The organism is Azospira sp. MPR-E4 (assembly GCF_058809645.1).
This window is the reverse complement of sequence record NZ_JBXAST010000002.1, coordinates 66,474-90,814: the sequence shown is the minus strand read 5'-3', so window position 1 is coordinate 90,814 and position 24,341 is coordinate 66,474. Positions and strand designations below refer to the sequence as shown.

The 24,341-nt window shown below is 67.0% G+C and carries 21 protein-coding genes and 1 tRNA gene; 6 read left to right on the top strand and 16 right to left on the bottom strand.

Translation table 11 applies throughout. The features are described from left to right. Nucleotides 1-57: 57 nt before the first annotated feature. From glnL to glnA, 3 genes are all read right to left on the bottom strand, one after another. On the bottom strand, nt 58-1,113 hold the full coding sequence (glnL, locus tag AC1RTA_RS01215; protein WP_130459471.1) for a nitrogen regulation protein NR(II): 1,056 nt from the start codon (nt 1,111-1,113) through the stop codon (nt 58-60). Nucleotides 1,114-1,151: 38 nt separating this feature from the next. Next, a complete protein-coding gene (locus AC1RTA_RS01210; RefSeq protein ID WP_152090033.1) occupies nt 1,152-1,652 on the bottom strand; it encodes a DUF4124 domain-containing protein in 501 nt (166 codons plus the stop codon). 170 nt (nt 1,653-1,822) lie between these two features. After that, nucleotides 1,823-3,235, bottom strand: a complete 1,413-nt coding sequence (gene glnA, locus AC1RTA_RS01205; RefSeq protein ID WP_014236151.1) for a glutamate--ammonia ligase — start codon at nt 3,233-3,235, stop codon at nt 1,823-1,825. A 329-nt stretch (nt 3,236-3,564) separates the two neighbouring features. On the opposite strand from glnA, the gene AC1RTA_RS01200 reads away from it, so the two are divergent. Next, nucleotides 3,565-4,017, top strand: a complete 453-nt coding sequence (locus AC1RTA_RS01200) for a rhodanese-like domain-containing protein (protein ID WP_014236150.1) — start codon at nt 3,565-3,567, stop codon at nt 4,015-4,017. 3 nt (nt 4,018-4,020) lie between these two features. On the opposite strand, the gene AC1RTA_RS01195 is transcribed toward AC1RTA_RS01200, so the two are convergent. Genes AC1RTA_RS01195 through AC1RTA_RS01185 form a run of 3 tightly spaced genes read right to left on the bottom strand, consistent with a single transcriptional unit; the run spans nt 4,021 to nt 8,447 of the window. Next, complete coding sequence (locus AC1RTA_RS01195) at nt 4,021-4,839, bottom strand: hypothetical protein (RefSeq protein ID WP_492783764.1); 819 nt, start codon at nt 4,837-4,839, stop codon at nt 4,021-4,023. A 4-nt stretch (nt 4,840-4,843) separates the two neighbouring features. Continuing rightward, nucleotides 4,844-5,260 (bottom strand): hypothetical protein, encoded by a 417-nt coding sequence (locus AC1RTA_RS01190; RefSeq protein WP_207222253.1) that lies wholly within the window; start codon nt 5,258-5,260, stop codon nt 4,844-4,846. Nucleotides 5,261-5,303: 43 nt separating this feature from the next. Further along, nucleotides 5,304-8,447 (bottom strand): CHAT domain-containing protein, encoded by a 3,144-nt coding sequence (locus AC1RTA_RS01185; RefSeq protein ID WP_492783763.1) that lies wholly within the window; start codon nt 8,445-8,447, stop codon nt 5,304-5,306. Between the two features lie 49 nt (nt 8,448-8,496). On the opposite strand from AC1RTA_RS01185, the gene nadA reads away from it, so the two are divergent. Next, nucleotides 8,497-9,594, top strand: coding sequence for a quinolinate synthase NadA (gene nadA / locus AC1RTA_RS01180; protein WP_492783762.1), 1,098 nt, complete (start codon nt 8,497-8,499; stop codon nt 9,592-9,594). A gap of 58 nt (nt 9,595-9,652) precedes the next feature. Here nadA and AC1RTA_RS01175 read toward each other — a convergent pair whose 3' ends face one another. Beyond that, nucleotides 9,653-11,287 carry a methyl-accepting chemotaxis protein gene (locus tag AC1RTA_RS01175; protein ID WP_492783761.1) on the bottom strand — a complete coding sequence of 545 codons (1,635 nt, stop codon included), beginning with the start codon at nt 11,285-11,287 and terminating at the stop codon, nt 9,653-9,655. Between the two features lie 141 nt (nt 11,288-11,428). Here AC1RTA_RS01175 and AC1RTA_RS01170 point away from each other — a divergent pair, with 141 nt between their 5' ends. Both AC1RTA_RS01170 and clsB read left to right on the top strand, forming a co-directional pair. Then, nucleotides 11,429-12,184, top strand: a complete 756-nt coding sequence (locus AC1RTA_RS01170) for an endonuclease/exonuclease/phosphatase family protein (protein ID WP_130459477.1) — start codon at nt 11,429-11,431, stop codon at nt 12,182-12,184. A gap of 5 nt (nt 12,185-12,189) precedes the next feature. After that, the gene (gene clsB, locus AC1RTA_RS01165) at nt 12,190-13,350 is read left to right on the top strand and encodes a cardiolipin synthase ClsB (RefSeq protein WP_492783760.1); all 1,161 of its coding nucleotides are present in this window, start codon (nt 12,190-12,192) and stop codon (nt 13,348-13,350) included. Nucleotides 13,351-13,375: 25 nt separating this feature from the next. Here the strand turns inward: clsB and gluQRS are convergent, their stop codons facing one another. The 9 genes from gluQRS to AC1RTA_RS01120 form a co-directional block, all read right to left on the bottom strand. Then, a complete protein-coding gene (gluQRS, locus tag AC1RTA_RS01160) occupies nt 13,376-14,287 on the bottom strand; it encodes a tRNA glutamyl-Q(34) synthetase GluQRS (RefSeq protein WP_492783759.1) in 912 nt (303 codons plus the stop codon). 82 nt (nt 14,288-14,369) lie between these two features. Further along, nucleotides 14,370-15,461, bottom strand: a complete 1,092-nt coding sequence (ychF, locus tag AC1RTA_RS01155; protein WP_014236142.1) for a redox-regulated ATPase YchF — start codon at nt 15,459-15,461, stop codon at nt 14,370-14,372. A gap of 13 nt (nt 15,462-15,474) precedes the next feature. Further along, complete coding sequence (gene pth, locus AC1RTA_RS01150) at nt 15,475-16,053, bottom strand: aminoacyl-tRNA hydrolase (RefSeq protein WP_014236141.1); 579 nt, start codon at nt 16,051-16,053, stop codon at nt 15,475-15,477. Between the two features lie 75 nt (nt 16,054-16,128). Further along, the gene (locus AC1RTA_RS01145) at nt 16,129-16,731 is read right to left on the bottom strand and encodes a 50S ribosomal protein L25/general stress protein Ctc (RefSeq protein ID WP_014236140.1); all 603 of its coding nucleotides are present in this window, start codon (nt 16,729-16,731) and stop codon (nt 16,129-16,131) included. A 53-nt stretch (nt 16,732-16,784) separates the two neighbouring features. Continuing rightward, nucleotides 16,785-17,738, bottom strand: coding sequence for a ribose-phosphate pyrophosphokinase (locus AC1RTA_RS01140; protein WP_014236139.1), 954 nt, complete (start codon nt 17,736-17,738; stop codon nt 16,785-16,787). Nucleotides 17,739-17,799: 61 nt separating this feature from the next. Further along, nucleotides 17,800-17,876, bottom strand: a tRNA-Gln gene (locus tag AC1RTA_RS01135). A 172-nt stretch (nt 17,877-18,048) separates the two neighbouring features. Beyond that, complete coding sequence (gene ispE, locus AC1RTA_RS01130) at nt 18,049-18,900, bottom strand: 4-(cytidine 5'-diphospho)-2-C-methyl-D-erythritol kinase (RefSeq protein ID WP_492783758.1); 852 nt, start codon at nt 18,898-18,900, stop codon at nt 18,049-18,051. Next, on the bottom strand, nt 18,897-19,472 hold the full coding sequence (gene lolB / locus AC1RTA_RS01125) for a lipoprotein insertase outer membrane protein LolB (RefSeq protein WP_492783757.1): 576 nt from the start codon (nt 19,470-19,472) through the stop codon (nt 18,897-18,899). Before lolB ends, ispE begins: the two co-directional genes overlap by 4 nt. A 3-nt stretch (nt 19,473-19,475) precedes the next feature. After that, nucleotides 19,476-21,215, bottom strand: a complete 1,740-nt coding sequence (locus tag AC1RTA_RS01120) for a tetratricopeptide repeat protein (protein WP_492783756.1) — start codon at nt 21,213-21,215, stop codon at nt 19,476-19,478. A gap of 167 nt (nt 21,216-21,382) precedes the next feature. Here AC1RTA_RS01120 and mutM point away from each other — a divergent pair, with 167 nt between their 5' ends. Both mutM and AC1RTA_RS01110 read left to right on the top strand, forming a co-directional pair. Further along, nucleotides 21,383-22,210 (top strand): bifunctional DNA-formamidopyrimidine glycosylase/DNA-(apurinic or apyrimidinic site) lyase, encoded by an 828-nt coding sequence (gene mutM / locus AC1RTA_RS01115; protein ID WP_492783755.1) that lies wholly within the window; start codon nt 21,383-21,385, stop codon nt 22,208-22,210. A gap of 122 nt (nt 22,211-22,332) precedes the next feature. Continuing rightward, nucleotides 22,333-24,288 (top strand): dynamin family protein, encoded by a 1,956-nt coding sequence (locus AC1RTA_RS01110; protein WP_492783754.1) that lies wholly within the window; start codon nt 22,333-22,335, stop codon nt 24,286-24,288. Nucleotides 24,289-24,341 lie beyond the last annotated feature (53 nt).

Here is a 24,341-nt window from a genome sequence, read left to right as displayed (position 1 = left end):
CTGTGGCGAAATGGTCCACAGCACTGAGCAATTACTTTGCCAGCTTGGCTGACGACCTCAGGCGTGTTCCAGGGGCAGGCGCACGATGAAGCAGGTACGGCCCGGGCGGCTCTCGCATTCGACCGTACCCTGGTGCTGCTGCACGAAGCTCTGGGCCAGGGTCAGGCCCAGGCCGGAACCACCGTCCCGGCCCGAGACCAGGGGGTAGAACATGCGCTCCCGGATGTCTTCGGGAATACCGGGGCCGTTGTCGATCACCTGCAGTTCCAGGGCCAGGCGGAAGCGCTTCTTGGCCAGGGTCACCTGGCGCACGGCCCGGGTGCGCAGGACGATCTCGCCCTTGCCTTCCATGGCCTGGGCGGCGTTGCGGGCGATGTTGAGGATGGCCTGGATCAGCTGTTCCCGGTCGCCGATGAGGTCCGGCAGGCTGGTGTCGTAGTCGCGGCGGATCTTCAGCTGGCCGGGGAATTCGGCCAGCAGCAGGCTGCGCACCCGTTCCAGGATTTCGTGGATGTTCACCGGCCCGGGCTGCATCGGCCGGTGAGGCGAAAGCAGACGCTGCATCAGGTCCTGCAGGCGGTCCGCTTCCTTGATGATGACCTGGGTGTATTCCCGCAGGCTGGGGTTGTTCAGTTCGAATTCCAGCAGCTGGGCGGCGCCCCGGATGCCGCCGAGGGGATTCTTGATCTCGTGGGCCAGGTTGCGGATCAGTTCCCGGCTGGCCTGTTGCTGTTGCAGCAGGCGCTCTTCCCGGGAGGCGCGGATCTGCTGGTCGATGGGGCGCAGCTCCAGCAGCAGGCGGGCCTCCGGGGCATCCACCGGCGTCACGGTGCAGTTGATCTGCAGCACCTCGTCGTCTTCGCGGCGAATCTCGATGTTGTGGCCGGTATAGCTCCAGTCGTTGTCCAGAGCGCTGTCCAGGGCCTTCTGCAGGCCGGCCGAGGCCTGGATGATGTCCAGCAGGGAGCGTCCCACCACCACCCGGCCGCTGGTGGCCAGCAGGTTCTCCGCCGCCGGGTTCATGTGGCGGATGACAAGGCCGTCACCCAGAAGGATGACGGCAGACGAAAGCAGGTCGAGGCCGCTGAAGGGGCCGGGATTCAGATTAGGCATGGCTGGTTGGATAGCAGGAAGCGTACCAGCCGCGGCGCTCAACGCAGATTGCCGATTTCCTTGCGGATGGCTTCGATGTTGCGCTCATGCAGTTGCACCTTGTCCTTGTAGGGCTGCACCCGCTCGGCCACCTTGGCGCCGTTGATGCCGCCGCCGACGTTGCGGTCGGTCGGCTGGATGTTGGCCTCCTGATTGGCCAGCTCCTTCTTGGCGGCCTCCAGGTTCTTCTGCTCGGCCGCCAGTTCCTGTTCCAGGATGGTGCGGCGGTCGTTGTCGCGGCTGCGCTGGGTTTCGCTGCCCACCTTGGGGAAATCCGAAGGCGAAGGCGTGCTGACCTTGGCCGGGGCCCGGCTGCCGCCGCTGGGAGCCGAGTTGGCGGGATCGGTGATGATGCGCTTGCAGCCCTTGCCGGGGGCATTGGCATAGGTGATGTGACCGGCGTCGTCGGTACATTTGAAGATGTCGGCCCGGACCGGGCCGACAAACCCCAGGGCCAGCAGGCTGGCCAGCAGGGAGGCACGGGAAAGCTTGGTATTCATTGCCGCTCCTTGAGTTCCGGGCAAGTGTATTGGATCGATAGGGCTTTTACAAATGCCTTTGCCATTGCTCCGGGCAAGCCCGGACACGGCGTCGGAGGCCACGCTCGGCGGCCTCGGGAGCAAAAAAAAGGGACGGCCGCGGCCGTCCCCTTTCTCGGTACTGCAGCCGCTTAGCAGCTGTAGTACAGGTCGAATTCCACCGGGTGGGTGGTCATGCGCAGCTTGTTCACTTCTTCCATCTTCAGGTCGATGAAGGAATCGATCCAGTCGTTGGAGAAGACGCCGCCGCGGGTCAGGAACTCGCGGTCCTTGTCCAGGTTGGCCAGGGCTTCGTCCAGGCTGGCGCAAACGGTCGGGATCTTGGCATCTTCTTCGGGCGGCAGGTCGTACAGATTCTTGTCGGCAGCGTCGCCGGGGTGAATCTTGTTCTGGATGCCGTCCAGGCCAGCCATCAGCAGTGCAGCGAAGCACAGGTAGGGGTTGGCGATGGGATCGGGGAAGCGGGTTTCGATACGGCGGGCCTTGGTGGATTGCACGAAGGGCACGCGGATGGAAGCGGAACGGTTCTTGGCGGAGTAGGCCAGCTTCACCGGAGCTTCGTAGTGGGGCACCAGACGCTTGTAGGAGTTGGTACCGGGGTTGGTGATGGCGTTCAGGGCCTTGGCGTGCTTGATGATACCGCCGATGTAGTACAGGGCGGTTTCGGACAGGCCGGCGTAGCCGTTGCCGGCGAACAGGTTCTGGCCATCCTTCCAGATGGACTGGTGCACGTGCATGCCGGAACCGTTGTCGCCAACGATGGGCTTGGGCATGAAGGTGGCGGTCTTGCCGTACTGGTGTGCCACGTTGTGCACGATGTACTTCAGGATCTGGGTCTGGTCGGCGCGACGCACCAGGGTGTTGAAGACGGTACCGATTTCGTTCTGGCCGGCGGTGGCGACTTCGTGGTGGTGCACTTCGACGGGCACGCCGCAGGCTTCCAGCAGCAGGCACATCTGGGCGCGCATGTCGTTGAAGGAATCAACGGGGGGCACGGGGAAGTAGCCACCCTTGACCATGGGACGGTGGCCGGCGTTGCCGCCATCGAACTTCTCGGCGGTGGACCAGGCAGCCTCTTCGGAGAAGATCTTCACGTAGGTGCCGGACATGTCGGTCTTCCACTCCACGGAGTCGAAGATGAAGAATTCGGGTTCCGGACCGAAGAAGGCGGTGTCGCCGATGCCGGAGGACTTCAGGTAGGCTTCAGCGCGCTTGGCGATGGAGCGGGGGTCGCGGTCGTAGCCCTTGCCGTCGGCCGGTTCCACCACGTCACAGGTCAGGATCAGGGTGGTTTCGTCGAAGAAGGGGTCGATGTAGGCGGTGTTGGGGTCCGGCATCAGCAGCATATCGGAGGCCTGGATACCCTTCCAGCCAGCGATGGAGGAACCGTCGAAAGCGTGGCCGGATTCGAACTTGTCTTCGTCGAAGGCGCTGACGGGCACGCCCACGTGTTGCTCTTTACCGCGGGTGTCGGTGAAACGGAAATCGACGAACTTGACGTCGTTTTCCTTGACCATCTTCATGATGTCTTGGGGGGTAGCCATACGCTAAGTCTCCTAACTGAACAGGTACCGGCCGGACCGGCAAAATCAAATAATTCGGTGCGCGACTTTCATAGCAGGTTCCATGCCAGCACTTCGCGCCGAGTAGGCCATTGTGCCATAAGCAAACTTCCCGACCGGGACTTTTTTGACGCACGCAAACGGTGCATTTTACAGTCTAACGCACCATTCTGGTGCGTTCGTGTATATCGGCGCCCCAAAGCTGCTCGTCCCCCCTCGCGACAACTCCGGCGCCAGGAAACCTGGACGGCTCCGCCGGCAGCGGCATCTGACTTATACTTTTCCCATCAACCAGCAGAAGGACAAGCGCCATGGGCAAGATTTCCGACATTCTGACCCTGGCCCAGGAACGGGCCCGGCAACTGGGCCTGCCCTATGGCGGCGCCCTGACGCCCCGGGAGGCCTACGAACTGCTGCAGTCCGCGCCGGGAGCCAAGCTGGTGGATGTGCGCACCCACGCCGAGTGGGACTGGGTCGGCCGCATTCCCGGTGCCGTGGAAATCGAATGGATGCAGTATCCCGGCAACCAGCCCAATCCCCACTTCGCCGCCCAACTGGTGCATCAGGTGGATAAAGAGGCCCTGGTGATGTTCATCTGCCGCAGCGGCGCCCGCTCCCACAAGGCCGCCGAAACGGCGGTGCAGGCCGGTTACACCGAGGTGTACAACGTCCTCGAAGGCTTCGAGGGCGACAAGGATGCCAACGGCCAGCGCAACAAGGTGGGCGGCTGGCGCCATGCCGGCCTGCCCTGGCAGCAGGGCTGAGGATCAGCCGAGCAGGTCTTTCAGCCCGGTGTAGATGGACAGCACCGTGGTGCCGATGGCCACCAGGGAGCTGGAAACCTCGTTGATGCGGGATACCGCCTTCTGCAGCTTTTCCATGCTGGGCGGGCCGCTCACCAGGCGCCGCGCCAGGGCCATCTTCCAGCCGCCCTGCCCTGCCGCCGACTCCGCCGCCATGTCCACCGGCAGCGCGGAGACACGGCGGGCCAGCAGGCGCCCCAGCAGCATGCCGGTGAGGTAGCTGAAACCGATGCTGGCGGCGTACTCGGCGAATTCACGCCACTCCACCCGCCCCTGGGGCAGCCAGGGCACCCCATCCACGTAGGCCACCAGACCACTCATGCCGAGCACCGCCAGGGCCGCCATGGCAAAGGCGGCAGCGCCGGCATGCCAGAGGGACCGCGGCCCCCGTTGCAGCAGCAGAAAACCGAAGGGCAGGGGAATGAGCAGGGAAACGATGCGCAGATATAGCGTGTCGAGATCGAAGGCCAGCACGATGAGGCCGTGGGCCAGCAGCAACAACAGCAGGGGCAGCCCCCAGTACAGCAGCCAGCTGCCCCGCCCGCAGCCGGAACCGCCGGTCGCCACGCCGGCCATGGCCCCGGGCGGGCTGCCGGCTTCCAGCAGGCGAATCCGCTCCTGCAGGGCCGACAGTTCCGGTGCCGCCTCGCGGCTCTCCTGCAACTGGGCCTCCAGGTCCGCAATGCGGGCCAGGAGCGGCTTGAACAGGTAGAGGTCGCGGCGGCAGACGGGACACACCAGGGCTTCCCGGGAAATGTCGGAGGTGCAGTAGGGGCACTTCATGGGATCACTTCACCACATTGAGCTGCAGCACGGTGGAGGACTGACGCCCCTCGCTGTCCTGCACGGTGACGCGGATCTGGTGCTCCCCCGGCGGCACTTCAGCGCCCGCCAGCTCGATACCGCCCGCGCTCAAGCCGGCCTTGACCCGGGGCAGCAGGTCCACCGGGGTCGCCTTCAGATAGGTGACGGAGACGCTGGCCGGATCGATCCGGGCACCGCCTCGGGGTTCGAAACTGACCTTCAGGTTGAAGGGGGATTTGACCGGGCCAGCCGCCGGATCGGGGGACAGCATCTTCACCCCCGGGCCCCGGGTGATGCCGCGGGTGACCAGCCCCGCCGCCGCTGCCGGCAGACGGGCTTCCTCGTCCTTGATCAGGGTCACTGCCGCGGCCGGGCCGCTGAGCAGGCCGAGCAAGGCCATCGTCGCAAAAAAACTCGTCACTCGCTGCATCGTCGCTCTCCTCTCAATCGCCCACCACCACAAAGGGGGCCCAAAACAGGGGATGGGCATAGCTGAACGCAGCCTTGCCCGTTTTCGCATCCACGCTGCCCGGCCCGGACAGCAGGGCCAGCATGGACTGGCGCAGGGCCTCGGCCTTGGCCAGCCCCGGCATCTGCACCTGGCGGCGGAACAGGTCCGTCATGATGAGACGGGCCGCCACGGTTTCCACCGGCCAGTTGGAGACCAGCAGGGCCCGGGCGCCGGCGTAGAAAAAGGCCCGCCCCAGGCCGGATACGGCTTCGGCGCCACTGCCCTCCCCCGCTGCCGTATTGCAGGCGGAGAGTACCACCCAATCCGCATTCAGCTTCAGGCCGAGAATCTCGTCCAGGGTCAGCAGGCCGTCGCCCTTGCCGCCGCTGAGCTGGGGCGCCGTGAGGGCCAGGGCAGGCTGGGTCAGGCCGTCCAGGTCCCCGGGCACCAGGCCGTGGGTGGCGAACATCACCACCCGCCGGTTGCTCAGGTCCGCCTCCAGGACGGAGCGTTCGCTGGCCCGGGTCTGCAGGTAGATGTCGTCATCCCGTTCGGCCCCCAGGACCCGGGCGATTTCCCGGATTTCGCTGCCCGTGTCGGGCAGGCGCGGCAGCAGGGCCAGCTCGGCCGAATCGACGCCGCCGGTGCGGGGCACGCTGCGCAGGTGCAGGGGCGCCCCCCGGGTGGCCATGCCCTTGGGCGGCAGCGCCGCCAGCCGGGCCTGCTCCTCGCTGAACAGGGGATCGCCGAAACCGATGAAGGGACGACGCCCGGCGTCCCCCGGCTTGAGGGCCCGCAGGCTGCCCAGGGCCGTCACCGAGGGCAGCTGGGCGATGGCGACGCTACGGGCCAGCCAGGGCACCTCCTCGTAGGCGGCGAAAGGCAGCGGGCTGCGCCCCGGCGCCGGTACCGCTTCCGTCACCAGGACGGACAGGGGCAGCTGGCCCAGCTCGACGTGGGGCACCGCCAGCAGGATCCGGGCGCCCTGCCAGGCCGGCAGCACGGACTGCAGCAGCTGCACGTAGAGATCGTGGGCGGCGGCCACGTCGAAGGGGGGGATTTCCTCGATGCTGGTCACCCCCGGGTCCAGGGCGCGGCGCAGGCCGGCCACGGCCGCCGCCAGCCGGGCCCGGGACAGGGCGACGGGCGCCGAGCGGGCCTGGCCCTGGGCCGGCACCGCCCAAACCTGACCGCCCTCCTCGCCGAAGTACCAGGCCACCAGCACCTCCCCCGGGTGCAGCCGACGCCGCGCCTCCTCCAGGGTCAGCGGCCGGGGATCCACCAGCTGGGCGTAATCGGGGAAACGGCGGGCGATGTCCTTACGATAGCTTTCCCGTTGCTGGCGCAGGGCATCCACATCGCTGCGAATCTTCTGCTGCACCTGGGGCAGCTGCTGGTCCGCGGCAGCCGACAGCAGCTGGGTCAGCAGGGTGTTGAGGGAATTGATGCGGCGCTGGGCGTCCTGTTCCTTGCGCGCCAGCTCGGCCAGGGCCGGATCGTCGATGCGGGCCCGGGCGGCACTGGCAGTAAGGGCCCGCTGCACGCCACTGGAACGGGCGATGTCGGCCAGACGGAAGGACTCGGCCACCACATCGAAGCCCTTGGGCAGGACCGGGCTGGAGGCATCCAGGCGCCCCAGCAGCTGCAGGTAGCTTTCCAGGATCAGCAGCAGGCGCTGCTGGCGTTTGCGGCTACCAGTTTCCGCCTCGGCATCATTGCGGGCCTGGTCCAGCAGGATCGGCACCGCCTGGGCAAAGGCCTGGAAGGCCTCCTCGGGGCGGCCGGCGGCGCCCAGGGTCATGGCCAGGAAGCCCCGCACTTCGGCACTGCGGGCACTGCCCTCGCCGTAGCGCTGGCGGGCCCAGTCGTACATGGCCCGGGCCATCTGCTCGGCCCGCGTCACATTGCCGGTACGCAGCAGGGCCAGCACCCAATCCAGGTCGGCGGCACCGGTCTTGGCCAGCAGCTCGGGGGAAGCGGCGATGCCGGCCCGCAGTTCCTCGAATACCTGGAGGGCCTCGCCATAACGGCGCTGGGCCACCAGCGCCGCCGCCAGGGCGCGGCGGGCATCCGAAAGCAGGCGGGATTCGGGCACGGCGCCGGCCTCGAGGAAAGTGTCCAGGGCCGCCCGGGCCAGCAGGGTGGACTCCTCCAGGCGCCCCTCCTCGGCCAGGATGGAGGCCAGGATGCGCAGGCCCTGGCCCACATCGGTCGAATCCCGGCCGCCCCGCTCCAGGGAGTGGCGGATGGCCTGGCGGGCATAGATCTCGGCCTCCGCCGTCTTGCCCTGGGCCAGCAGGGTGGCCGCCAGGCTCCGTTCCAGCACCTCGGTGAAACGGCGGCTGCCATCCACGCTGCCGCCGTCGATGTTCCGCTCCTGCAGCCGGGGCAGCAGCGCCAGGTAGGCGTCGTTCTCCCGCAGGGCACGGCGGTAGGCCGCTTCGGCTTCAATGAAGCGGCCCTCGACACGGAACAGCTCACCCCGGGCCCGCTCGTAGTTAGCCGCCCAGGAATGGCCGAAGTTGTCCCAGTTGCGACTCTGCTTCATGCGGGTCAGGATGGCCTCCAGGTCCCGCAGCCGGGCCCGGGCGCTGTCGAAATCGCCGATCAGGGTGTACTGGTAGGCGGCCAGCTGGTTGGTCCCCGTCAGCTGGCCCTGGGAATTGGCCGGAGTGGCGCGGATGGCCTCCTCGGCGTAACGCACTGCCGCCAGCAGGTTGCCGCCGGAGGTCTCGGCGGAGGCCAGTTCCCGCAGGGCGCGGGAATAGCGGGCCGAACCGGCTTCGCCCAGGAGCCGGGCCTGGCCCAGGTCGGCGATCTGCTGCCGGACCCGGCCGATGCGGCCGGCAGCCCGGGCCCGTTCCAGATAAAACTCGAACAGCACATTGCGGTCCGAGGTATCGGGTACCGGCTTTTCGGCCGCGGCGACGGCTTCGGCTGCCGCCTTGGGGTCTGGCTTGTACTGGGCCAGCAGGCGGGTTACGTCCTGGATGGTGCGGGGCGGCGGCGCCAGCAGCAACTCCTCCGGCTCCGGCAACGCTTCCTCGCCGAACACCGGTGCAGCGCCCCCCGCCAGCAGCAGGCAAAGCAGCGAAAGGGGCCGGCCCCAGCGATGATAGAATTTCCGCTTTCCCAACATTGCTCTCGCCCCCGGGCTCCCATTCCGTACGGGAACATACTAGCAAATGCAAGCCACCATTCAATTCGACCGTTTCAACCAGATGGCCGACGCCGACTGCCAGGAGCGCATCCGCGCCGCCCGGGCCAAGCTGGGCAAGAAGGCCGTCCTGCTCTGCCACCACTACCAGCGGGCCGACGTGTACCAGCACGCCGACCTCACCGGCGACTCCCTCAAGCTGTCCCGCCTGGCCTCCCAGACCGACGCCGAATACATCGTCTTCTGCGGCGTGCATTTCATGGCCGAGGTGGCGGACATCATGTCCAAGCCGGAGCAGATCGCCATCCTGCCGGACCTGGCGGCCGGCTGTTCCATGGCCGACATGGCCAACCTGGCCAAGGTGGAGCGCTGCTGGCGCGAACTGAACGAAGTGCTGGGCGATGCGGAAAGCCTGGTGACCCCGGTCACCTACATCAACTCCGCCGCCGACCTGAAAGCCTTCTGCGGCGAACGGGGCGGCATCGTGTGCACCTCCTCCAACGCCGGCACCATCGCCAAGTGGGCCTTCGCCCAGCGCGAAAAGGTGCTGTTCTTCCCCGACCAGCACCTGGGCCGCTGGACCGGCCACAACATGGGCATTCCCATGGAGCAGATGGTGGTGTGGGACCCGGACCAGGAATACGGCGGCCTCACCCCCCAGCAGATCAAGGAGGCCAAGATCCTGCTGTGGAAGGGCCACTGTTCGGTGCACCAGATGTTCCAGCCGGCCCACATCCAGCGCTTCCGCCAGGAGCATCCGGACGGCCTGGTGATCTCCCACCCGGAATGCTGCTTCGACGTCTGCAAGGCCTCCGACTACGTGGGATCCACCGAACACATCGTCAAGACCATCAAGGAAGCCGCCCCCAACACCCGCTGGCTGGTGGGCACCGAGCTGAATCTGGTGAACCGCCTGGCAGAGGAAGTGAAGGCGGAAGGCAAGATCGTCCAGTTCATGGCCCCCACGGTGTGCATGTGTTCCACCATGCAGCGCATCGACCCCCAGCACCTGGCCTGGACCCTGGAAAACCTGGCCGAGGGCAACGTGGTGAACCGCATCAGCGTGCCCGCCCACGAAGCCCCCATGGCCAAGCTGGCCCTGGACCGGATGCTGGCCATTTCCTGAGCCATGGCAGAAAGAAAAAAGGGCGTCCTCGGACGCCCTTTTTTTTTGCCCCGCTGAATCAGAGACGGAAACGCGCCACGGCATCATGCTGGGCCTCCGCCAACCGGGTCAGACTCACTGCCGTCTGGGCGACTTCCTGGATGGCCAGGTTGTTATCGCTGGAGACCCGGGCAATTTCGTCCACCTGATGAGTCACGTGGCGACTGTTTTCGGCCTGGGACCTGAGGGCTGATGAGATGGTCACGATCTCTTCGGTAATGGCCTCGGTGCCAGCCTTGATTTCCAGCATGGTGGCCGCTGCCTGTTGCACCAGACCCACGCCGTCCTTGGCTTTCTCGGAGCCAAGCAGCATGGATTCCACCGCCCGGCTCGTGCCGGTCTGCACTGCGGTAATCATGGCCGTGATTTCGTGGGTGGATTGGCTGGTGCGCTCCGCCAGCTTTCGCACCTCATCGGCCACCACGGCAAAGCCCCGCCCCGTTTCCCCCGCCCGGGCCGCTTCAATCGCCGCGTTGAGCGCCAGCAGGTTGGTCTGGTCGGCAATTTCCTTGATTACATTAACGATGTCAGAGATGCGCCGGGACTGGTCGCCCAAGGACTGGATGGTGTCCGATGTTTCTCCGACCCGGCGCGCCACTTCCGCCACCTCTTCCGCGGTGCGCGTCACCGCGGCGCTGCCCTGCGCCGACGTATTGCCTGCCTCATGCACCATGGTTTCCGAACGATTGGCGCTCTCGGCCATGGCTGCGATCTGCTCGGTCAGGGCAGAAACGGCACCGGCAATGTTCTGGGCCGACTGGGACTGATCCTGGGTGCGGGCGGAAACCTGCTCCGCCGACACGGACAGTTGCTGGGATGCGCTGAAAATATGGTCGGCACTCTCGCCCAGATGGGCAATCAGTTCCCGCAGCCGCAACTGCATGGTCTGTAGGGCCGACATCAAGTCGCCGACCTCACCTCCCTCATCCACCGTGACCGGGGTACGCAAGTCGCCCTGGGCCACCCGGGTGGCCACCTCGGCAGCCTGGCGGATGCGCTTGATCAACCCCCTGCTGATGACCAAGGCCAGCGCCCCTCCTCCCAGCAAGGCCAGGCCAAGCACCAGGACCAGCCCGAAGCCGGCGCGGGAAATGGCCCGATCGGCCTGTTGCTCCTGGGTGGCATTGCTACGGTTGGCCATCTCCACCACCCGGTCCACGGCCTGCCGATGGGCCTCGTAACTCGTCCGCAAAGCTTTCAGGTCGCCCCGTAGCGCAGCATTGTCTCCCGCCTTCAAGTGGGGCAGGAAGCGCTCGCTCACCAGCTGAAAGAACTGCTCCGCTGGCCGATGCGCTTGAGTCAGCAACTGTTCCCGGATATCGGAGGCCAGCGGTTCCCCCTGCCAGAAAGTGCGGCGGCTGGCGTACTCCTTTTCAAGGTTGTGGAGGCGGGCGATCAGGGACTCGCGCTCGGCAGCCTGTTCCGAATCGGCCAGCTGCAGCACCACCAGATAGGACTCGATAATGTAGCTGGGGGGCGGCAGAACATCGGCCACAAGGTCCTTGCCGCGGACGATATCGCGGTAGATCGGGCCATTGACTTCCACCTGCCCTAAGGTACGGAAGGACCAGGCGCCGAAAACCAGCATGCCGACCACCAGCACTCCCAGCATGATGGCAATCTGGGTGCGAACTCGAAAATGGGAGATATCCATGTTGGGCATCGGGTTTCTTTGATTGAGCGCGCATCTTACCGACCGGCCCAGGCCGCCAGAACTAGGGCGTTACCTAGTCCGTGCATAAGGGCGTGGTAACCTCCGACTATCGAAAATGGACGGGATCACCTCCCCATCGCCATGCCCGCGCCCACGTTGCATATCACCACCTACAACATCCACAAGGGCTTTTCCCAGTTCAACCGCCGCATGATGGTGCACGAACTGCGGGAACGCCTGCGGGCCCTGGGCCCGGACCTGGTATTCCTGCAGGAGGTGCAGGGGCTGCACCTGGGCCATGCGGAACAGCACGAGCACTGGCCGGAGGAACCCCAGCACGAATTCCTCGCCGAGGACGTGTGGCCCGACGCCGCCTACGGCCGCAACATGGTCTATGACCACGGCCACCACGGCAACGCCATCCTCTCACGCTTTCCCATCCTCTCCAGCCACAACCAGGACGTCACCCATCTTCGCTTCGAACGCCGCGGCCTGCTCCATTGCGAAGTCCAGGTGCCGGGCTGGGAGCGCCACCTGCATTGCGTCTGCGTGCACCTGTCCCTGATCGGCCGCAGCCGGCGGCGGCAGATGGACGCCCTGGCCCAGCGCCTGGAGGGTCTGGTGCCCGAGGATGCGCCCCTCATCATCGCCGGCGACTTCAACGACTGGCGCAACCGGGCCGACGGCCTGCTGGCCGAGCGCCTGGGCCTGACCGAGGTCTTCCACGGCGCCCGGGGCCGCCCGGTGCGCAGCTATCCGGCCGGCCTGCCTTTGTTCCGCCTGGACCGCATCTACGCCCGGGGCTTTGCCGTCAGCGCCACCCAGGTCCATTTCGGCCGTCCCTGGTCGCGCATCTCGGACCACGCGGCCCTCTCCGCCCACCTCACCCCCGTCTAGGCACCATGGACGCGGCCTACCTGCCAGGCAACCGGGTCACCCTGCTCAACAGCGGCGACGAGTTCTTCCCCGCCCTGCTGGCCGCCATCGACGGGGCGGAGCGGGAGGTGCATCTGGAGACCTACATCTTCGAGGCCGACGAGACCGGCCAGGCCGTCGCCTCCGCCCTCTGCCGGGCCGCCCGGCGCGGCCTCAAGGTGCGGGTCCTGGCCGACGGCTTCGGCGCCCGGGACTTTCCCCGGACCCTGATGCCGGCCCTGGTGGCCGACGGCGTGCAGGTCCTCATCTACCGCCCGGAACTGCCCGACCTGGGCCTGCGACGGCATCGCCTGCGCCGCCTGCACCGCAAGATCACCGTGGTGGATGGCCGCCTGGCCTTCGTCGGCGGCATCAACATCATCGACGACCGCAACACGCCGCACCAGATTCCGCCCCGCTTCGATTACGCCGTCTGCGTCGAGGGCCCGTTGCTGGAGCCGATCCAGCGCTCGGTGCGGCATGTCTGGGAAATCGTCGTCTGGGCCAGTTTCCGCCACCGCTTCCGCCTGCCGCCGCCGGCCCCGGCCTGTTGTCAGCCGGTCGGCAACCAGACGGCCGCCTTCGTGGTGCGGGACAACATCCGCCACCGGCGCGACATCGAGGATGCCTACCTGCAGGCCATCGCTGCAGCCCGGGAGGAAGTGATCCTGGCCAACGCCTATTTCCTGCCGGGGCGCCGTTTCAAGGAAGCCCTGCGGGAAGCCGCCGCCCGGGGCGTGCGCGTCACCATCCTGCTGCAGGGGCGGGTGGAATACCGGCTGCTGCACTACGCCAGCCAGGCCCTCTACGGCAGCCTGCTGGAGGCCGGCATCCGCATCGTCGAATACCACCGCAGCTTCCTCCACGCCAAGGTGGCGGTGGTGGACCGGGACTGGGCCACCGTGGGCTCCAGCAACATCGATCCCTTCTCCCTGCTGCTGGCCCGGGAGGCTAATGTGGTGGTGCGGGACGCCACCTTCACCGCCCAGCTGCGGAGCAGCCTGCAGCAGGCCATGGCCGAGGGCGGACGGGAGCTGCTGCCGGGACGCTGGCGCCGCATTCCCTGGCATTCCCGCTGGCTGCGGCGCCTGGCCTATTCCCTGGTGCGGCTGATGATCGGGCTGGCGGGCTACGGCGCCAGGCACTGAGGGCCTGGGAGCCAGCAGGCAAGCCCTATTCCAGGCTGACGGCCCGGCAACGGGGAACCAGCGCCAGGTTCCAGTGGGCCACCGCCCAGGCCCAGACCTCGTCCCGGCTGGCGGCGCGCAGGGCCGGAGGCGGCCGCTGGCCAAGGAACTCCAGGGCATCCACCAGGGCCGGCACCGGCCGGCCATCGTCCAGGGCCGGCGCCCGGGTCTGCTTGGACAGCTTCTCGCCCCGGGCATTGGTGACCAGGGGCAGATGCACGTAGGCCGGCGTCGGCACGCCCAGGCACTGCTGCAGCCAGATCTGGCGCGGCGTCGAATCCAGCAGGTCGGCCCCGCGCACCACGTGGGTGACGCCCTGGAAGGCATCGTCCACCACCACCGCCAGCTGGTAGGCGTACTGGCCGTCGGCCCGCAGCAGGACGATGTCCCCCACGTCCCGCTCCAGGTTGTGCCCCACCCGGCCCAGCAGGCCGTCCTCGAAGCTCACCTCCCGGTCCGGCAGACGCAGGCGCCAGGCCCGGGGCGACTGCCCGGGCAGCAAACCGCCGCGGCAGGTGCCGGCATAGCGGGGAGCGCCATCGATGGAGCGGCCGCCGTGGCCCTCGGCGATCTCCTTGCGCGAACAGGCGCAGGGATAGGCCTGCCCCGCCGCCTGCAGGCGGGCCAGGGCGGCGGCATAGGCCTCGTGGCGCTGGCTCTGCCACAGCACCGGGCCGTCCCAGACGAAGCCGTAGGCTTCCAGGCTGCGTAGGACGGCATCCGCCGCGCCCGGCACCGTGCGCGGCCCATCCACGTCCTCCATGCGCACCAGCCACTCGCCCTGGCGGCAACGGGCCTCCAGGCAACTGCCGAGTGCAGCCACCAGGGAACCGAAATGCAGGGGGCCGGAGGGCGAGGGGGCAAAACGGCCGCGATAGGCCGAAGGGGAGCGGGTCATGGGCCGGAGTTTACCGGATCGGCACCAAGAAAAAGCCGGCCCGCTCTGACGAGGGGGCCGGCCGGCATGGGGCGGGAGAAAATCAGACGTTGAACAGGAAGTTCATCACGTCGCCGTCCTGCACCACGTATTCCTTGCCTTCGGAGCGCATCTTGCCGGCTTCCTTGGCGCCCTGCTCGCCCTTGAAGGCGATGAAGTCGGCGTAGGCGATGGTCTGGGCCCGGATGAAGCCCTTCTCGAAGTCGGTGTGGATGACGCCGGCGGCCTGGGGGGCAGTGTCGCCCTTGTGGATGGTCCAGGCGCGTACTTCCTTGACCCCGGCGGTGAAGTAGGTCTGCAGGCCGAGCAGGTCGTAGCCGGCGCGGATGAGACGGTTGAGGCCCGGCTCCTCCAGACCCAGGTCGGCCAGGAAGGCCTGCTTGTCCTCGTCTTCCAGATCCGCCAGTTCTTCCTCGATCTTGGCGCACACGGCCACCACGGGAGCGCCTTCCTTGGCGGCATGTTCGCGCAGGCGGTCCAGGTGGGGATTGTTCTCGAAGCCGTCTTCCATGACGTTGCCCACGTACATGGCGGGCTTCACGGTGAGCAGGCAGAGGGGCTTGACGATGAGCTTGTCGTCGTCGGACAGGCCGGCGGTGCGGGCGGGCTTGCCTTCGTTGAGGTGGGGCAGCAGCTTTTCCAGCACAGCCACCAGCTTCTGGGCTTCCTTGTCGCCGGACTTGGCCTTCTTGCCGTCCCGGGCGATGGTGCGCTCCACCACGGCCAGGTCGGCCAGGGCCAGCTCGGTGATGATGGTCTCGATGTCGGCGATGGGATCCACCTTGCCGGAGACGTGCACCACATTGGGGTCGTCGAAACAGCGCACCACGTTCACGATGGCATCGGTTTCCCGGATGTTGGCCAGGAACTGGTTGCCCAGGCCCTCGCCCTTGGAGGCGCCGGCCACCAGGCCGGCAATGTCCACGAACTCGACGATGGCCGGCTGCATGCGCTGGGGTTTGACGATCTCGGCCAGGGCCGCCATGCGGGGATCGGGCACTTCAACGATGCCCACATTGGGCTCGATGGTGCAGAAGGGGTAGTTGGCCGCTTCGATGCCCGCCTTGGTCAGGGCATTGAAGAGGGTGGATTTGCCGACGTTGGGCAGACCAACGATGCCGCATTTCAAGCTCATGGTGTTTTCCTTGCTAAACGGTTTTGCCGTGTAACTGTTGTTGGGCGGCGGCGAAATCGCCGGCGGCGATGCGGGGCCAGGCCAGCAGGCAGCGGTCGATGGCCTTGTCGATTTCCGTCTGCTCCTCGGCCCGGGGGCGATGCAGGACGAAATCGACGACTTCCTGCTTCAGGTTGAGGCTGCGGGGGTGGCCGATCCCCAGGCGCAGGCGCCAGAAATTGGGACTGCCGAGCTGGGCCTGGATGTCCTTGAGGCCGTTGTGGCCGCCGTTGCCGCCGCCCTGCTTGAGGCGGATGGCACCGGGCATCAGGTCCAGTTCGTCATGCACCACCAGCACCTCTTCCGGTTCGATCTTGTAGAAGCGGGCCAGGGCCGCCACCGCATGGCCGGAACGGTTCATGAAGGTGGTGGGCTGCAGCAGCCAGGTGTCACCGGCCCGGGCGGCCAGGCCGAGGAACTTGCTCTGGGGCGCCAGGCTGACCTTGAGGTCCCGGGCCAGGCGGTCCACCAGCCAGAAGCCCGCATTGTGCCGGGTATCTTCGTATTCCGCGCCGGGGTTGCCCAGGCCAACGATGAGACGGGGAGCGTTCACTGGAAAGACTCAAAAAATAAAGCCGCCGCGAGGGCTGAGCCCGGCGGCGGCTTCTTGCACGGTCAGACCGGAAGATTAAGCAGCAGGAGCCGCTTCTTCGGCTGCGGCAGCGCCGCGCACGGTCATGATGGTGGCGACCACGGGGTTGTCCTGGCCGTGCTGCACCAGAGCCACGCCCTTGGGCAGCTTGACGTCGGCGATGTGGATGGAGTGGCCGGCAGCCAGGTCCTTCAGGTCCACTTCGATGAACTCGGGCAGGTCGGCAGCCAGGCAGGTCACTTCCACTTCGTTCAGCACGTGGGAGACGATGCCGCCGCCCAGCTTGACGCCGGGAGCGATGTCAGCGTTCACGAAGTGCAGGGGCACCTTGGTGTGCAGCTTCTGGTTGGGATCGACGCGCTGGAAGTCCACGTGCAGCACGATGGCCTTGTAGGGGTGAGCCTGGTAGTCGCGCAGCAGAACGGATTCCTTCTTGCCGTCGATGTTCAGGTTGATCAGGGAAGAGTGGAAGGCTTCCTTGCGCAGAGCCAGGTAGATGGCGTTGTGGTCCACCTCGATGGAGATGGGGGCAGCGGTACCACCGTAGACGATGCCCGGGACCTTGCCGGCACGACGCAGGCGGCGGCTCGCTCCGGTGCCCTGGTCGTTGCGCTTATCGGCGTTGAATTCAAAGATCATGATGACTCCAAAGTAAAGACCCCGACCGCGACCAGCCGGGGGGTTGAGAAAACTTATTCGATGAACAGGGAGGACACGGAGTCCTCGTTGCTGATGCGCCGGATGGTCTCGGCCAGCAGTTCGGCCACGGACAGCTGGCGGATGCGGGAACAGGCCATGGCATCGTCGCGCAGCGGAATGGTGTCGGTCACCACCAGTTCGTCCAGGTCGGAGGAATTGACCCGCTCCACGGCGGCGCCGGACAGCACCGGGTGGGTACAGTAGGCCACCACCTTCTGGGCGCCGTTGGCCTTGAGGGCGGAGGCGGCCTTGCACAGGGTGCCGGCGGTATCGACGATGTCGTCCATGATGATGCAGGTGCGGCCGTCCACTTCGCCAATGATGTTCATCACTTCGGAGACGTTGGCCTTGGGGCGACGCTTGTCGATGATGGCCAGGTCGCACTCCAGGCGCTTGGCCAGGGAACGGGCGCGGACCACGCCGCCGTGGTCGGGGGAGACCACCAGCAGGTTTTCGTGGTTCTGCTTCTGGATGTCTTCCAGCAGGATCGGCAGGGCGTAAACGTTATCCACCGGGATATCGAAGAAGCCCTGGATCTGCTCGGCATGCAGGTCCATGGTGAGGACCCGGTCCACACCGGCGGCGGTCAGCAGGTCGGCCACCAGCTTGGCGGCGATGGGCACCCGGGAAGAACGGGAACGGCGATCCTGGCGGGCGTAGCCGAAATAGGGAATGGCGGCGGTGATGCGACCGGCGGAGGCGCGCTTCAGCGCATCCACCATCACCAGCAGTTCCATCAGGGTATCGTTGGAGGGGGCGCAGGTGGACTGCAGGATGAAGACGTCGTGACCACGCACGTGCTCTTCGATTTCCACACTCACTTCCCCGTCGGAGAAGCGGCCTACGCTGGCACGTCCCAGGGGACGGCGGCCCAGGCGGGAAACCACGTCGGCAGCCAACTTGGGATTAGCGTTGCCGGTAAAGACCATCAGGCTATTGAAAGCCATAGGGGCGCCCCCAGAAATGCAATACGGGCAGGTATGTACCTGCCCGTTGTCTCGGAATTATTGGCTGGGGAGGAAGGATTCGAACCTTCGCATGCCGGAATCAAAATCCGGTGCCTTAACCAACTTGGCGACTCCCCAGTAACCGGTTTGGCGCTGCCGGACATCAGAACTGCTGCCGCCAGCGACTGGAAATCTGTGCCTGTCCCGCAACCTGCGTTGCGCTGCGTGACTAGCGAGGCGCGGATATTACACAAAAAATTTCGGGCGGGCAAATCTTTTGCCAAAAAACTTCGCCACCCACCCGGCCACCCTAGGGCAACAGTCCGTACAGGGGGTGGCTGTCCAGCCCGGGCGCCACCCAGCCCCGCATGTCGGGCGGCAGCTGGGCCAGGGCCGCCTCGGCCCCGGCCTGGTCCGGGAATTCGGCAAAGACGCAGGCCCCGGAGCCGCTCATGCGGGCCCGGCCGAAATGCTGCAGCCATGCCAGGTGCCGCGCCACCTCGGGAAAGCGGGCGCAGGCCACCGGCTCCAGGTCGTTGCCGCCCAGGCCGGGCCGCCAATCGGCCGCCGCCATGGCCGGCGTGTCCCGCTTCAGCTCGGGAGCCCGGAAGATGTCCACGGTGGGCACCGCCACCGGCGGCTGCAGCACCAGATACCAGGCCGGCGCCGCCGGTACGGCCTGCAGCGCCTCGCCCACGCCCTCGGCGAAGGCGGTGCGGCCGAAGATGAAGACCGGCACATCGGCCCCCAGGGTCAGACCCAGGGCCTGCAACCGTTCCCGGGACAGGCCCAGTTGCCACAGGTGGTTGAGGGCCAGCAGCACGGTGGCGGCGTCGGAACTGCCGCCGCCTAGGCCGCCGCCCATGGGCAGCCGCTTCTCCAGGCGGATATCCGCCCCCCGGGTGCAGTTGGCCGCCTGCTGCAGGAGACGGGCGGCCCGCACGGTCAGGTCGCTCTCCTCCGGCACCCCGGGCAGGGGATTGAGCAGGCGCACCTGGCCGTCCTCCCGGGGCGCGAAGTGCAGGGTGTCGCCGTAATCGACGAAACGGAACAGGGTCTGCAGCAGGTGATAGCCGTCGGCGCGGCGGCCCACCACATGCAGGAAGAGATTGAGCTTGGCCGGCGCCGGGTAGGCGCTGTCCCAGGTCCAGGCCGGGTTCATTGGGCGCTCCAGTCGTCGATGCGCAACTTCAGCTCCAGGGCTTCGCCCCGGCGGGCCGTCAGCCGCACCGGCAGGGCCTGAGGACTGGGGTTGTCGCCGTAGTCGTAGTCGATGCTCCAGCCGGCCTCCTGCAGGCGCAGCAGGCGGCCGGCACCGTCGCGCTCCGCCGCCCCTGCAGGGGCGGCACGGGCCAGCAGCCATTCGCCCATGCCGGCCACCGGCAGGGGATAGCCCAGCACGTCGGCCACCAGCTGGTCCGCATCGGCGGCCTGGAATTCCTTCTGGTCGGCCGTCACCAGGCGGGCAACGCCGGCACGGCGGCTGATCTCCGCCGCGCCCTGGCCGAAGGGATTCATGAGGAAGATGTCGTCGCCTTCAGGGGCATGGCGCCAGGCGATCTTGCCGGAGTAGCTGGCCTGTTCGTAGCGCAGGGAAAAACGCCCCTCGATCTGGAAGGACTGCAAGGTTTCCCGCGCCACGGCGGGCACGGCATAGCGCTCCGGCACGGTGCTGCAGGCGGCGAGCAGGGCCAGGAGCGCTCCGGCGCCTAAACGGAGAAATGCGGCGACCACGGATCAGGGCTGGAATTTCTTGACCGCGGCGGCCAGGGCTTCGTTGTCCGGGTCCTTCCTGGCGGCTTCGCGCAGCACGCGGCGGGCCTCGTCCTGGCGCCCCAGACCCCACAGCACCTCGCCCATGTGGGCGGCGATTTCCGGGTCCTGGCGCAGGCCGTAGGCCTTCTGCAGCTGCATCAGGGCGCCGGCCAGGTCGCCCTGGCGATAGAGCACCCAGCCCATGCTGTCGATGATGAAGGCGTCGTCCGGCAGCAGGGCCAGGGCCCGTGCCACCAGTTCCCGGGCTTCGTCCAGGCGCATGTTGCGCTCGGCGAAGGTGTAGCCCAGGGCGTTGTAGGCATGGGCATTCTCGGGCTGCAGGGCGATCACCTGGCGCAGGCGCTCTTCCACCAGGGCCACCTTGTCGAGACGGTCGGCCACCAGGGCCGAGTCGTAGAGCAGCTCCGCATTGCCCGGATTGCTCTTGAGCAGGCGTTCCAGCACCTCCAGGGCCTCGGCGTAACGCTTGGCATCGCGCAGCAGCTGGGCTTCGGACTGGCCCAGGGCAACCCGCTCGGTGGGATGCATGGTGGCGGTCTGCTGCAGCACCTGCCGCGCCTCGTCCAGCTTGCCGGCCCGGGCCAGCAGCATGGCCTGGCGGTTGCGGGCATTAAGGAAGGGCTCGCTGAGGCCGACCTGGCCGTAGTAGTCGATGGCGGCCGCCTCGTTCTTGCGCGCCTCCATGACCTGGCCCAGGTAGTAATTGACCAGGTTGCGGTCGCCGAACTCCAGCTCCAGCAGGTGTTTGAGCTGGGTCTCGGCGGTGTCCAGGTCGTTCTGCTGCAGAGCCAGGATGGCCACCGGATAGACCACTTCGACGCTGTTGGGGAAGTCCCGCAGCAGGCGGCGGAACTCGGCGCTGGCATCGCTGAAGCGCTTGTCGCCCACATAGGCCCGGGCCAGGTGCAGGCGCACGTCCTTGGCGTTGGGATGGCGGCTCAGATAACGCTCCAGCAGGGGCACCACCTTGGCCGGCGCTTCGGCGGAGACGATCTGGGCCTCCAGCAGCACCGGCATTTCCCATTCGGGACGCAGCTCCTGGGCCCGGCGCACCGACTCCTGGGCCAGGGGGCGGTCGCCCGCGGCCAGGGCAGCCTGAGCCACGGCAAAGTGGGCCTCGGCCACGCCCTGGTAGGGCTGGGTGACGCGCTGCACCAGACGCAGCACGGCGCTCTTGTCCGGCTGGCGGACCAGCATGCGGTTGAGGCGGCTGAGGTTGTCGCCCAGGTTGTCCTTGTCCTGCTCCAGCAGCTTGCCCAGGTGGGGCACCAGGTCGTCCAGGCGGTTGAGGACGATCAGCACCCCCACCAGGGTCTGGCGGGCCGTCACCGACTCGGGTTCCGTTTCCACCCACAGCTGGGCCAGTTCATGGGCCAGGTCCATGCGCCGGGCAAAGCCCGCCACCTCGATGGCCCGGGCCAGCACCTGGGGGTCCCGGCTGCGCAGGGCCAGTTCCGCGTACACGGACAGGGCCAGGTCGCCGTAGCCCCGGCGCAGGGCGATTTCCGCCAGCAGCACCTGGTACGCCACCTGGCCGGCCGGAAGCTCGGCGGCAGAGGTGGGCACGGCCGCCGGAGCCCGGGGCGCCCGCTCGGCCTTGGCCGCCCGGGATTTGGCCACGGGGGCGGGGGCGGCATCGGCGGCAAGGACACCATTGGCGGCCAGGGCGGCGACCAGGACAGCGAGGGGGATCATTTTCATGGCAGTGTCAGTCACCGGGGAGGAGACCGCGTTAGAAGCTTTCGCTTAAGATTAGTGCCGCATGTTAGGCAGTTTTCCAGGGCGCCACAAGCGGGCGGCCGTGCCGCTTACATCCGCTCGCAACACTTTACCAATCCATACATCCGCTCATTGATCCACTTTTCGCCATGCCCGAACTCCCCGAAGTCGAAGTCAGCCGCCTCGGCCTCCTGCCCTACCTGCCCGGCCAGGTGCTGCAGGGCGTCAGCCTGCGGGCTCCGCGCCTGCGTCACGAACTGTCGCCGGCCCTGGCCGAACGCCCCGTGGGCCGCTGCCTGAAGCGGGTAGAGCGGCGCGGCAAGTACCTGCTCTTCGACTTCGAGAGCGATGGGGGCGGCGGCTGGATCATCCTGCACCTGGGCATGTCCGGCAGCCTGCGCCTGGTCCCGCCCGGCACGCCGCCGGGCAAGCACGACCATGTGGACCTGCATTTTCCCGGCCGCACCCTGCGCTACCGAGACCCGCGTCGCTTCGGCACCCTGCTGTGGGTGGACGGCCCCGTTGTCCTCGACCACCCCCTGCTGGCGCCCCTGGGCGTCGAGCCGCTTAGCGACGCCTTCGACGGCGCCTGGCTGCACCAGGCCCTGCGGCGGCGCCAGGCCCCCATCAAGCAGGTGCTGATGGACGCCCACAGCATCGTCGGCGTCGGCAACATCTATGCGGCGGAAAGCCTCTTCCGGTCCCGCATTTCGCCCCTGACGCCGGCCTGCCGCCTCAGCCGCCAGCGCTGCGACAGACTGGCGGCCACGGTGCGGGAGGTGCTGGCGGAATCCATCGCCGCCGGCGGCAGCAGCGTGCGCGACTACGTGCATAGCGACGGCGGCGCCGGCAGCTTCCAGCTCATCGTCGCCGTCTACGACCGGGAAGGAGAGCCCTGCCAGGTATGCGGCGGCCCCATCCGCCGCATCACCCAGGGCGGACGCAGCACTTTCTACTGCCCCCGCTGCCAGCGCTGACGACCCCGGCGACCGTCCGTCGCCCCATTTCAACCAGTGCTGGCACAAGCGGCGCCAGCGCGTTGATTCCATTTGGCATTGTGGGGTAGAGTAGCCTCTCCCTTTTTGTCGCCGGTGTCGCCATGCCGAATACCCTTGCCCAGAACTTCGCCGCCTACAGCCAATGGCGGACGCAGCTGTCGGAGTGCATCGAGCACTTCCGCGTCTGGCTGGCGGACAACGAACTGGGCGATGCCCAGAGCGACCTGCGCCTGACCCAGCTGCTCGAGCGCCTCAAGGAAGACCGCCTCAACGTGGCTTTCGTCGCCGAGTTCTCCCGGGGCAAGTCGGAACTGATCAACGCCATCTTCTTCGCCGACTACGGCAACCGCATGCTGCCCTCTTCCGCCGGCCGCACCACCATGTGCCCGACGGAACTGCTGTTCGATGCCGACAAGCCCTCCTGCATCGAGCTGCTGCCCATCCACACCCGGGCCACCAATGCCGGCATTTCCGAATACAAGCGCTTCCCCAACGAGTGGGAGACCGTGCCCCTCAACGTGGACTCCCCTGAAGCCATGCAGGACACCCTGCGCCACGTCAGCGAAGTGGTGCGGGTGGACAAGGACACGGCGGAGAAGCTGGGCTTTCCCGTCGGCGACGACGAGGCCGCCACCTACCGCATCGGCGAGGACGGCCTGGTGGAAATCCCCCGCTGGCGCCATGCCGTCATCAACTTCCCCCACCCCCTGCTGCAACAGGGCCTGGTGATCCTGGACACCCCGGGCCTCAATGCCATCGGCGCCGAGCCGGAACTGACCCTGTCCCTGCTGCCCAACGCCCACGCCGTGCTCTTCATCCTGGCCGCCGACACCGGCGTCACCCAGTCCGACCTGGCCATCTGGAAGGACAACATCGGCGCCGGCGGCAACCGCAAGCGGGGCCGCCTGGCGGTGCTCAACAAGATCGACGGCCTCTGGGACGAGCTCAAGAGTGAGGCGGAGATCCAGGCCGAAATTGCCCGCCAGGCCGACAGCTGCGCCTCCATCCTGGGCCTGCCCCAGGAGCAGGTGTTCCCCGTCTCCGCCCAGAAGGCCCTGGTGGCCAAGATCAACGGTGACGACGCCCTGCTGCAGCGCTCCCGCCTGCCGGAACTGGAACGGGCCCTCTCCGAGGAGCTGATCCCGGCCAAGCAGGACATCGTGCGCGACAACACCGAGGCCGAGTTCGGCGAACTGCACGCCCGCATGCGCGCCCTGCTGGATTCCCGCATGCGGGGCCTGAAGGAACAGCTGACCGAACTGACCGAGCTGAAGGGCAAGAACAAGGGCGTCGTGGAATACATGATGGCCAAGATCAAGACCGAGAAGGAAGAGTTCGAATCGGGCCTGCAGCGCTACTACGCCGTGCGCAGCGTCTTCTCCACCCTGACCAACAACCTCTTCGCCCATCTGGGCCTGGACGCCCTGCGCAGCCTCACCCACGAGACCCGGGACGCCATGCAGGCCGCCACCTTCTCCCGGGGCCTGTCCGAGGCCATGGACCGCTTCTTCCGCACCTCCAAGGAGAACGTGCAGAAGTCCGGCAAGGAGATCGGCGAAATCCTCTCCATGATGGAGGCCATCTACAAGAAGTTCAGCGTCGAGCACGGGCTCAAGCTGGGTTCGCCGACCCAGTTCAACCTGCTGCGCTACGAGAAGGAGCTGGAGCGTCTGGAGCAGTGGTGCAACACCCACCTCAACACCATGTTCCAGCTGCTGACCCACGAGAAGGGCAACGTCACCCAGAAGTTCTTCGAGGAAGTGGCGGTGCAGGTGCGCCGCGCCTTCGAGCACGCCAACCGGGACGTGGAAATCTGGCTGAAGGCAGTCATGGCCCCCATGGAGACCCAGGTGCGGGAACACCAGATCCAGCTGAAGCGCCGCCTGGAAAGCATCAAGCGCATCCACCAGGCCACCGACACCCTGGAAGACCGCATCGGCGAACTGAACCACATGGAAGCTGCCCTGCTGGCCCAGATCGACACCCTGCAGATCCTCGGCAACGATCTCCAGGCCCTGCTGCACCCCCAGGGGGAAAGCCTCCAGGCCGCCGCCTGACGCACGCCGTGCGGACAATAAAAAAGCCACGGCATGCCGTGGCTTTTTTATTG

Bases quoted from the DNA above. Each gene is read 5' to 3' on its own strand.
- glnL (WP_130459471.1), bottom strand. From the start codon at position 1,113: ATGCCTAATCTGAATCCCGGCCCCTTCAGCGGCCTCGACCTGCTTTCG.
- AC1RTA_RS01210 (WP_152090033.1), bottom strand. From the start codon at position 1,652: ATGAATACCAAGCTTTCCCGTGCCTCCCTGCTGGCCAGCCTGCTGGCC.
- glnA (WP_014236151.1), bottom strand. From the start codon at position 3,235: ATGGCTACCCCCCAAGACATCATGAAGATGGTCAAGGAAAACGACGTC.
- AC1RTA_RS01200 (WP_014236150.1), top strand. From the start codon at position 3,565: ATGGGCAAGATTTCCGACATTCTGACCCTGGCCCAGGAACGGGCCCGG.
- AC1RTA_RS01195 (WP_492783764.1), bottom strand. From the start codon at position 4,839: ATGAAGTGCCCCTACTGCACCTCCGACATTTCCCGGGAAGCCCTGGTG.
- AC1RTA_RS01190 (WP_207222253.1), bottom strand. From the start codon at position 5,260: ATGGCCTTGCTCGGCCTGCTCAGCGGCCCGGCCGCGGCAGTGACCCTG.
- nadA (WP_492783762.1), top strand. From the start codon at position 8,497: ATGCAAGCCACCATTCAATTCGACCGTTTCAACCAGATGGCCGACGCC.
- AC1RTA_RS01175 (WP_492783761.1), bottom strand. From the start codon at position 11,287: ATGGATATCTCCCATTTTCGAGTTCGCACCCAGATTGCCATCATGCTG.
- AC1RTA_RS01170 (WP_130459477.1), top strand. From the start codon at position 11,429: ATGCCCGCGCCCACGTTGCATATCACCACCTACAACATCCACAAGGGC.
- clsB (WP_492783760.1), top strand. From the start codon at position 12,190: ATGGACGCGGCCTACCTGCCAGGCAACCGGGTCACCCTGCTCAACAGC.
- gluQRS (WP_492783759.1), bottom strand. From the start codon at position 14,287: ATGACCCGCTCCCCTTCGGCCTATCGCGGCCGTTTTGCCCCCTCGCCC.
- ychF (WP_014236142.1), bottom strand. From the start codon at position 15,461: ATGAGCTTGAAATGCGGCATCGTTGGTCTGCCCAACGTCGGCAAATCC.
- AC1RTA_RS01145 (WP_014236140.1), bottom strand. From the start codon at position 16,731: ATGATCTTTGAATTCAACGCCGATAAGCGCAACGACCAGGGCACCGGA.
- AC1RTA_RS01140 (WP_014236139.1), bottom strand. From the start codon at position 17,738: ATGGCTTTCAATAGCCTGATGGTCTTTACCGGCAACGCTAATCCCAAG.
- ispE (WP_492783758.1), bottom strand. From the start codon at position 18,900: ATGAACCCGGCCTGGACCTGGGACAGCGCCTACCCGGCGCCGGCCAAG.
- AC1RTA_RS01120 (WP_492783756.1), bottom strand. From the start codon at position 21,215: ATGAAAATGATCCCCCTCGCTGTCCTGGTCGCCGCCCTGGCCGCCAAT.
- mutM (WP_492783755.1), top strand. From the start codon at position 21,383: ATGCCCGAACTCCCCGAAGTCGAAGTCAGCCGCCTCGGCCTCCTGCCC.
- AC1RTA_RS01110 (WP_492783754.1), top strand. From the start codon at position 22,333: ATGCCGAATACCCTTGCCCAGAACTTCGCCGCCTACAGCCAATGGCGG.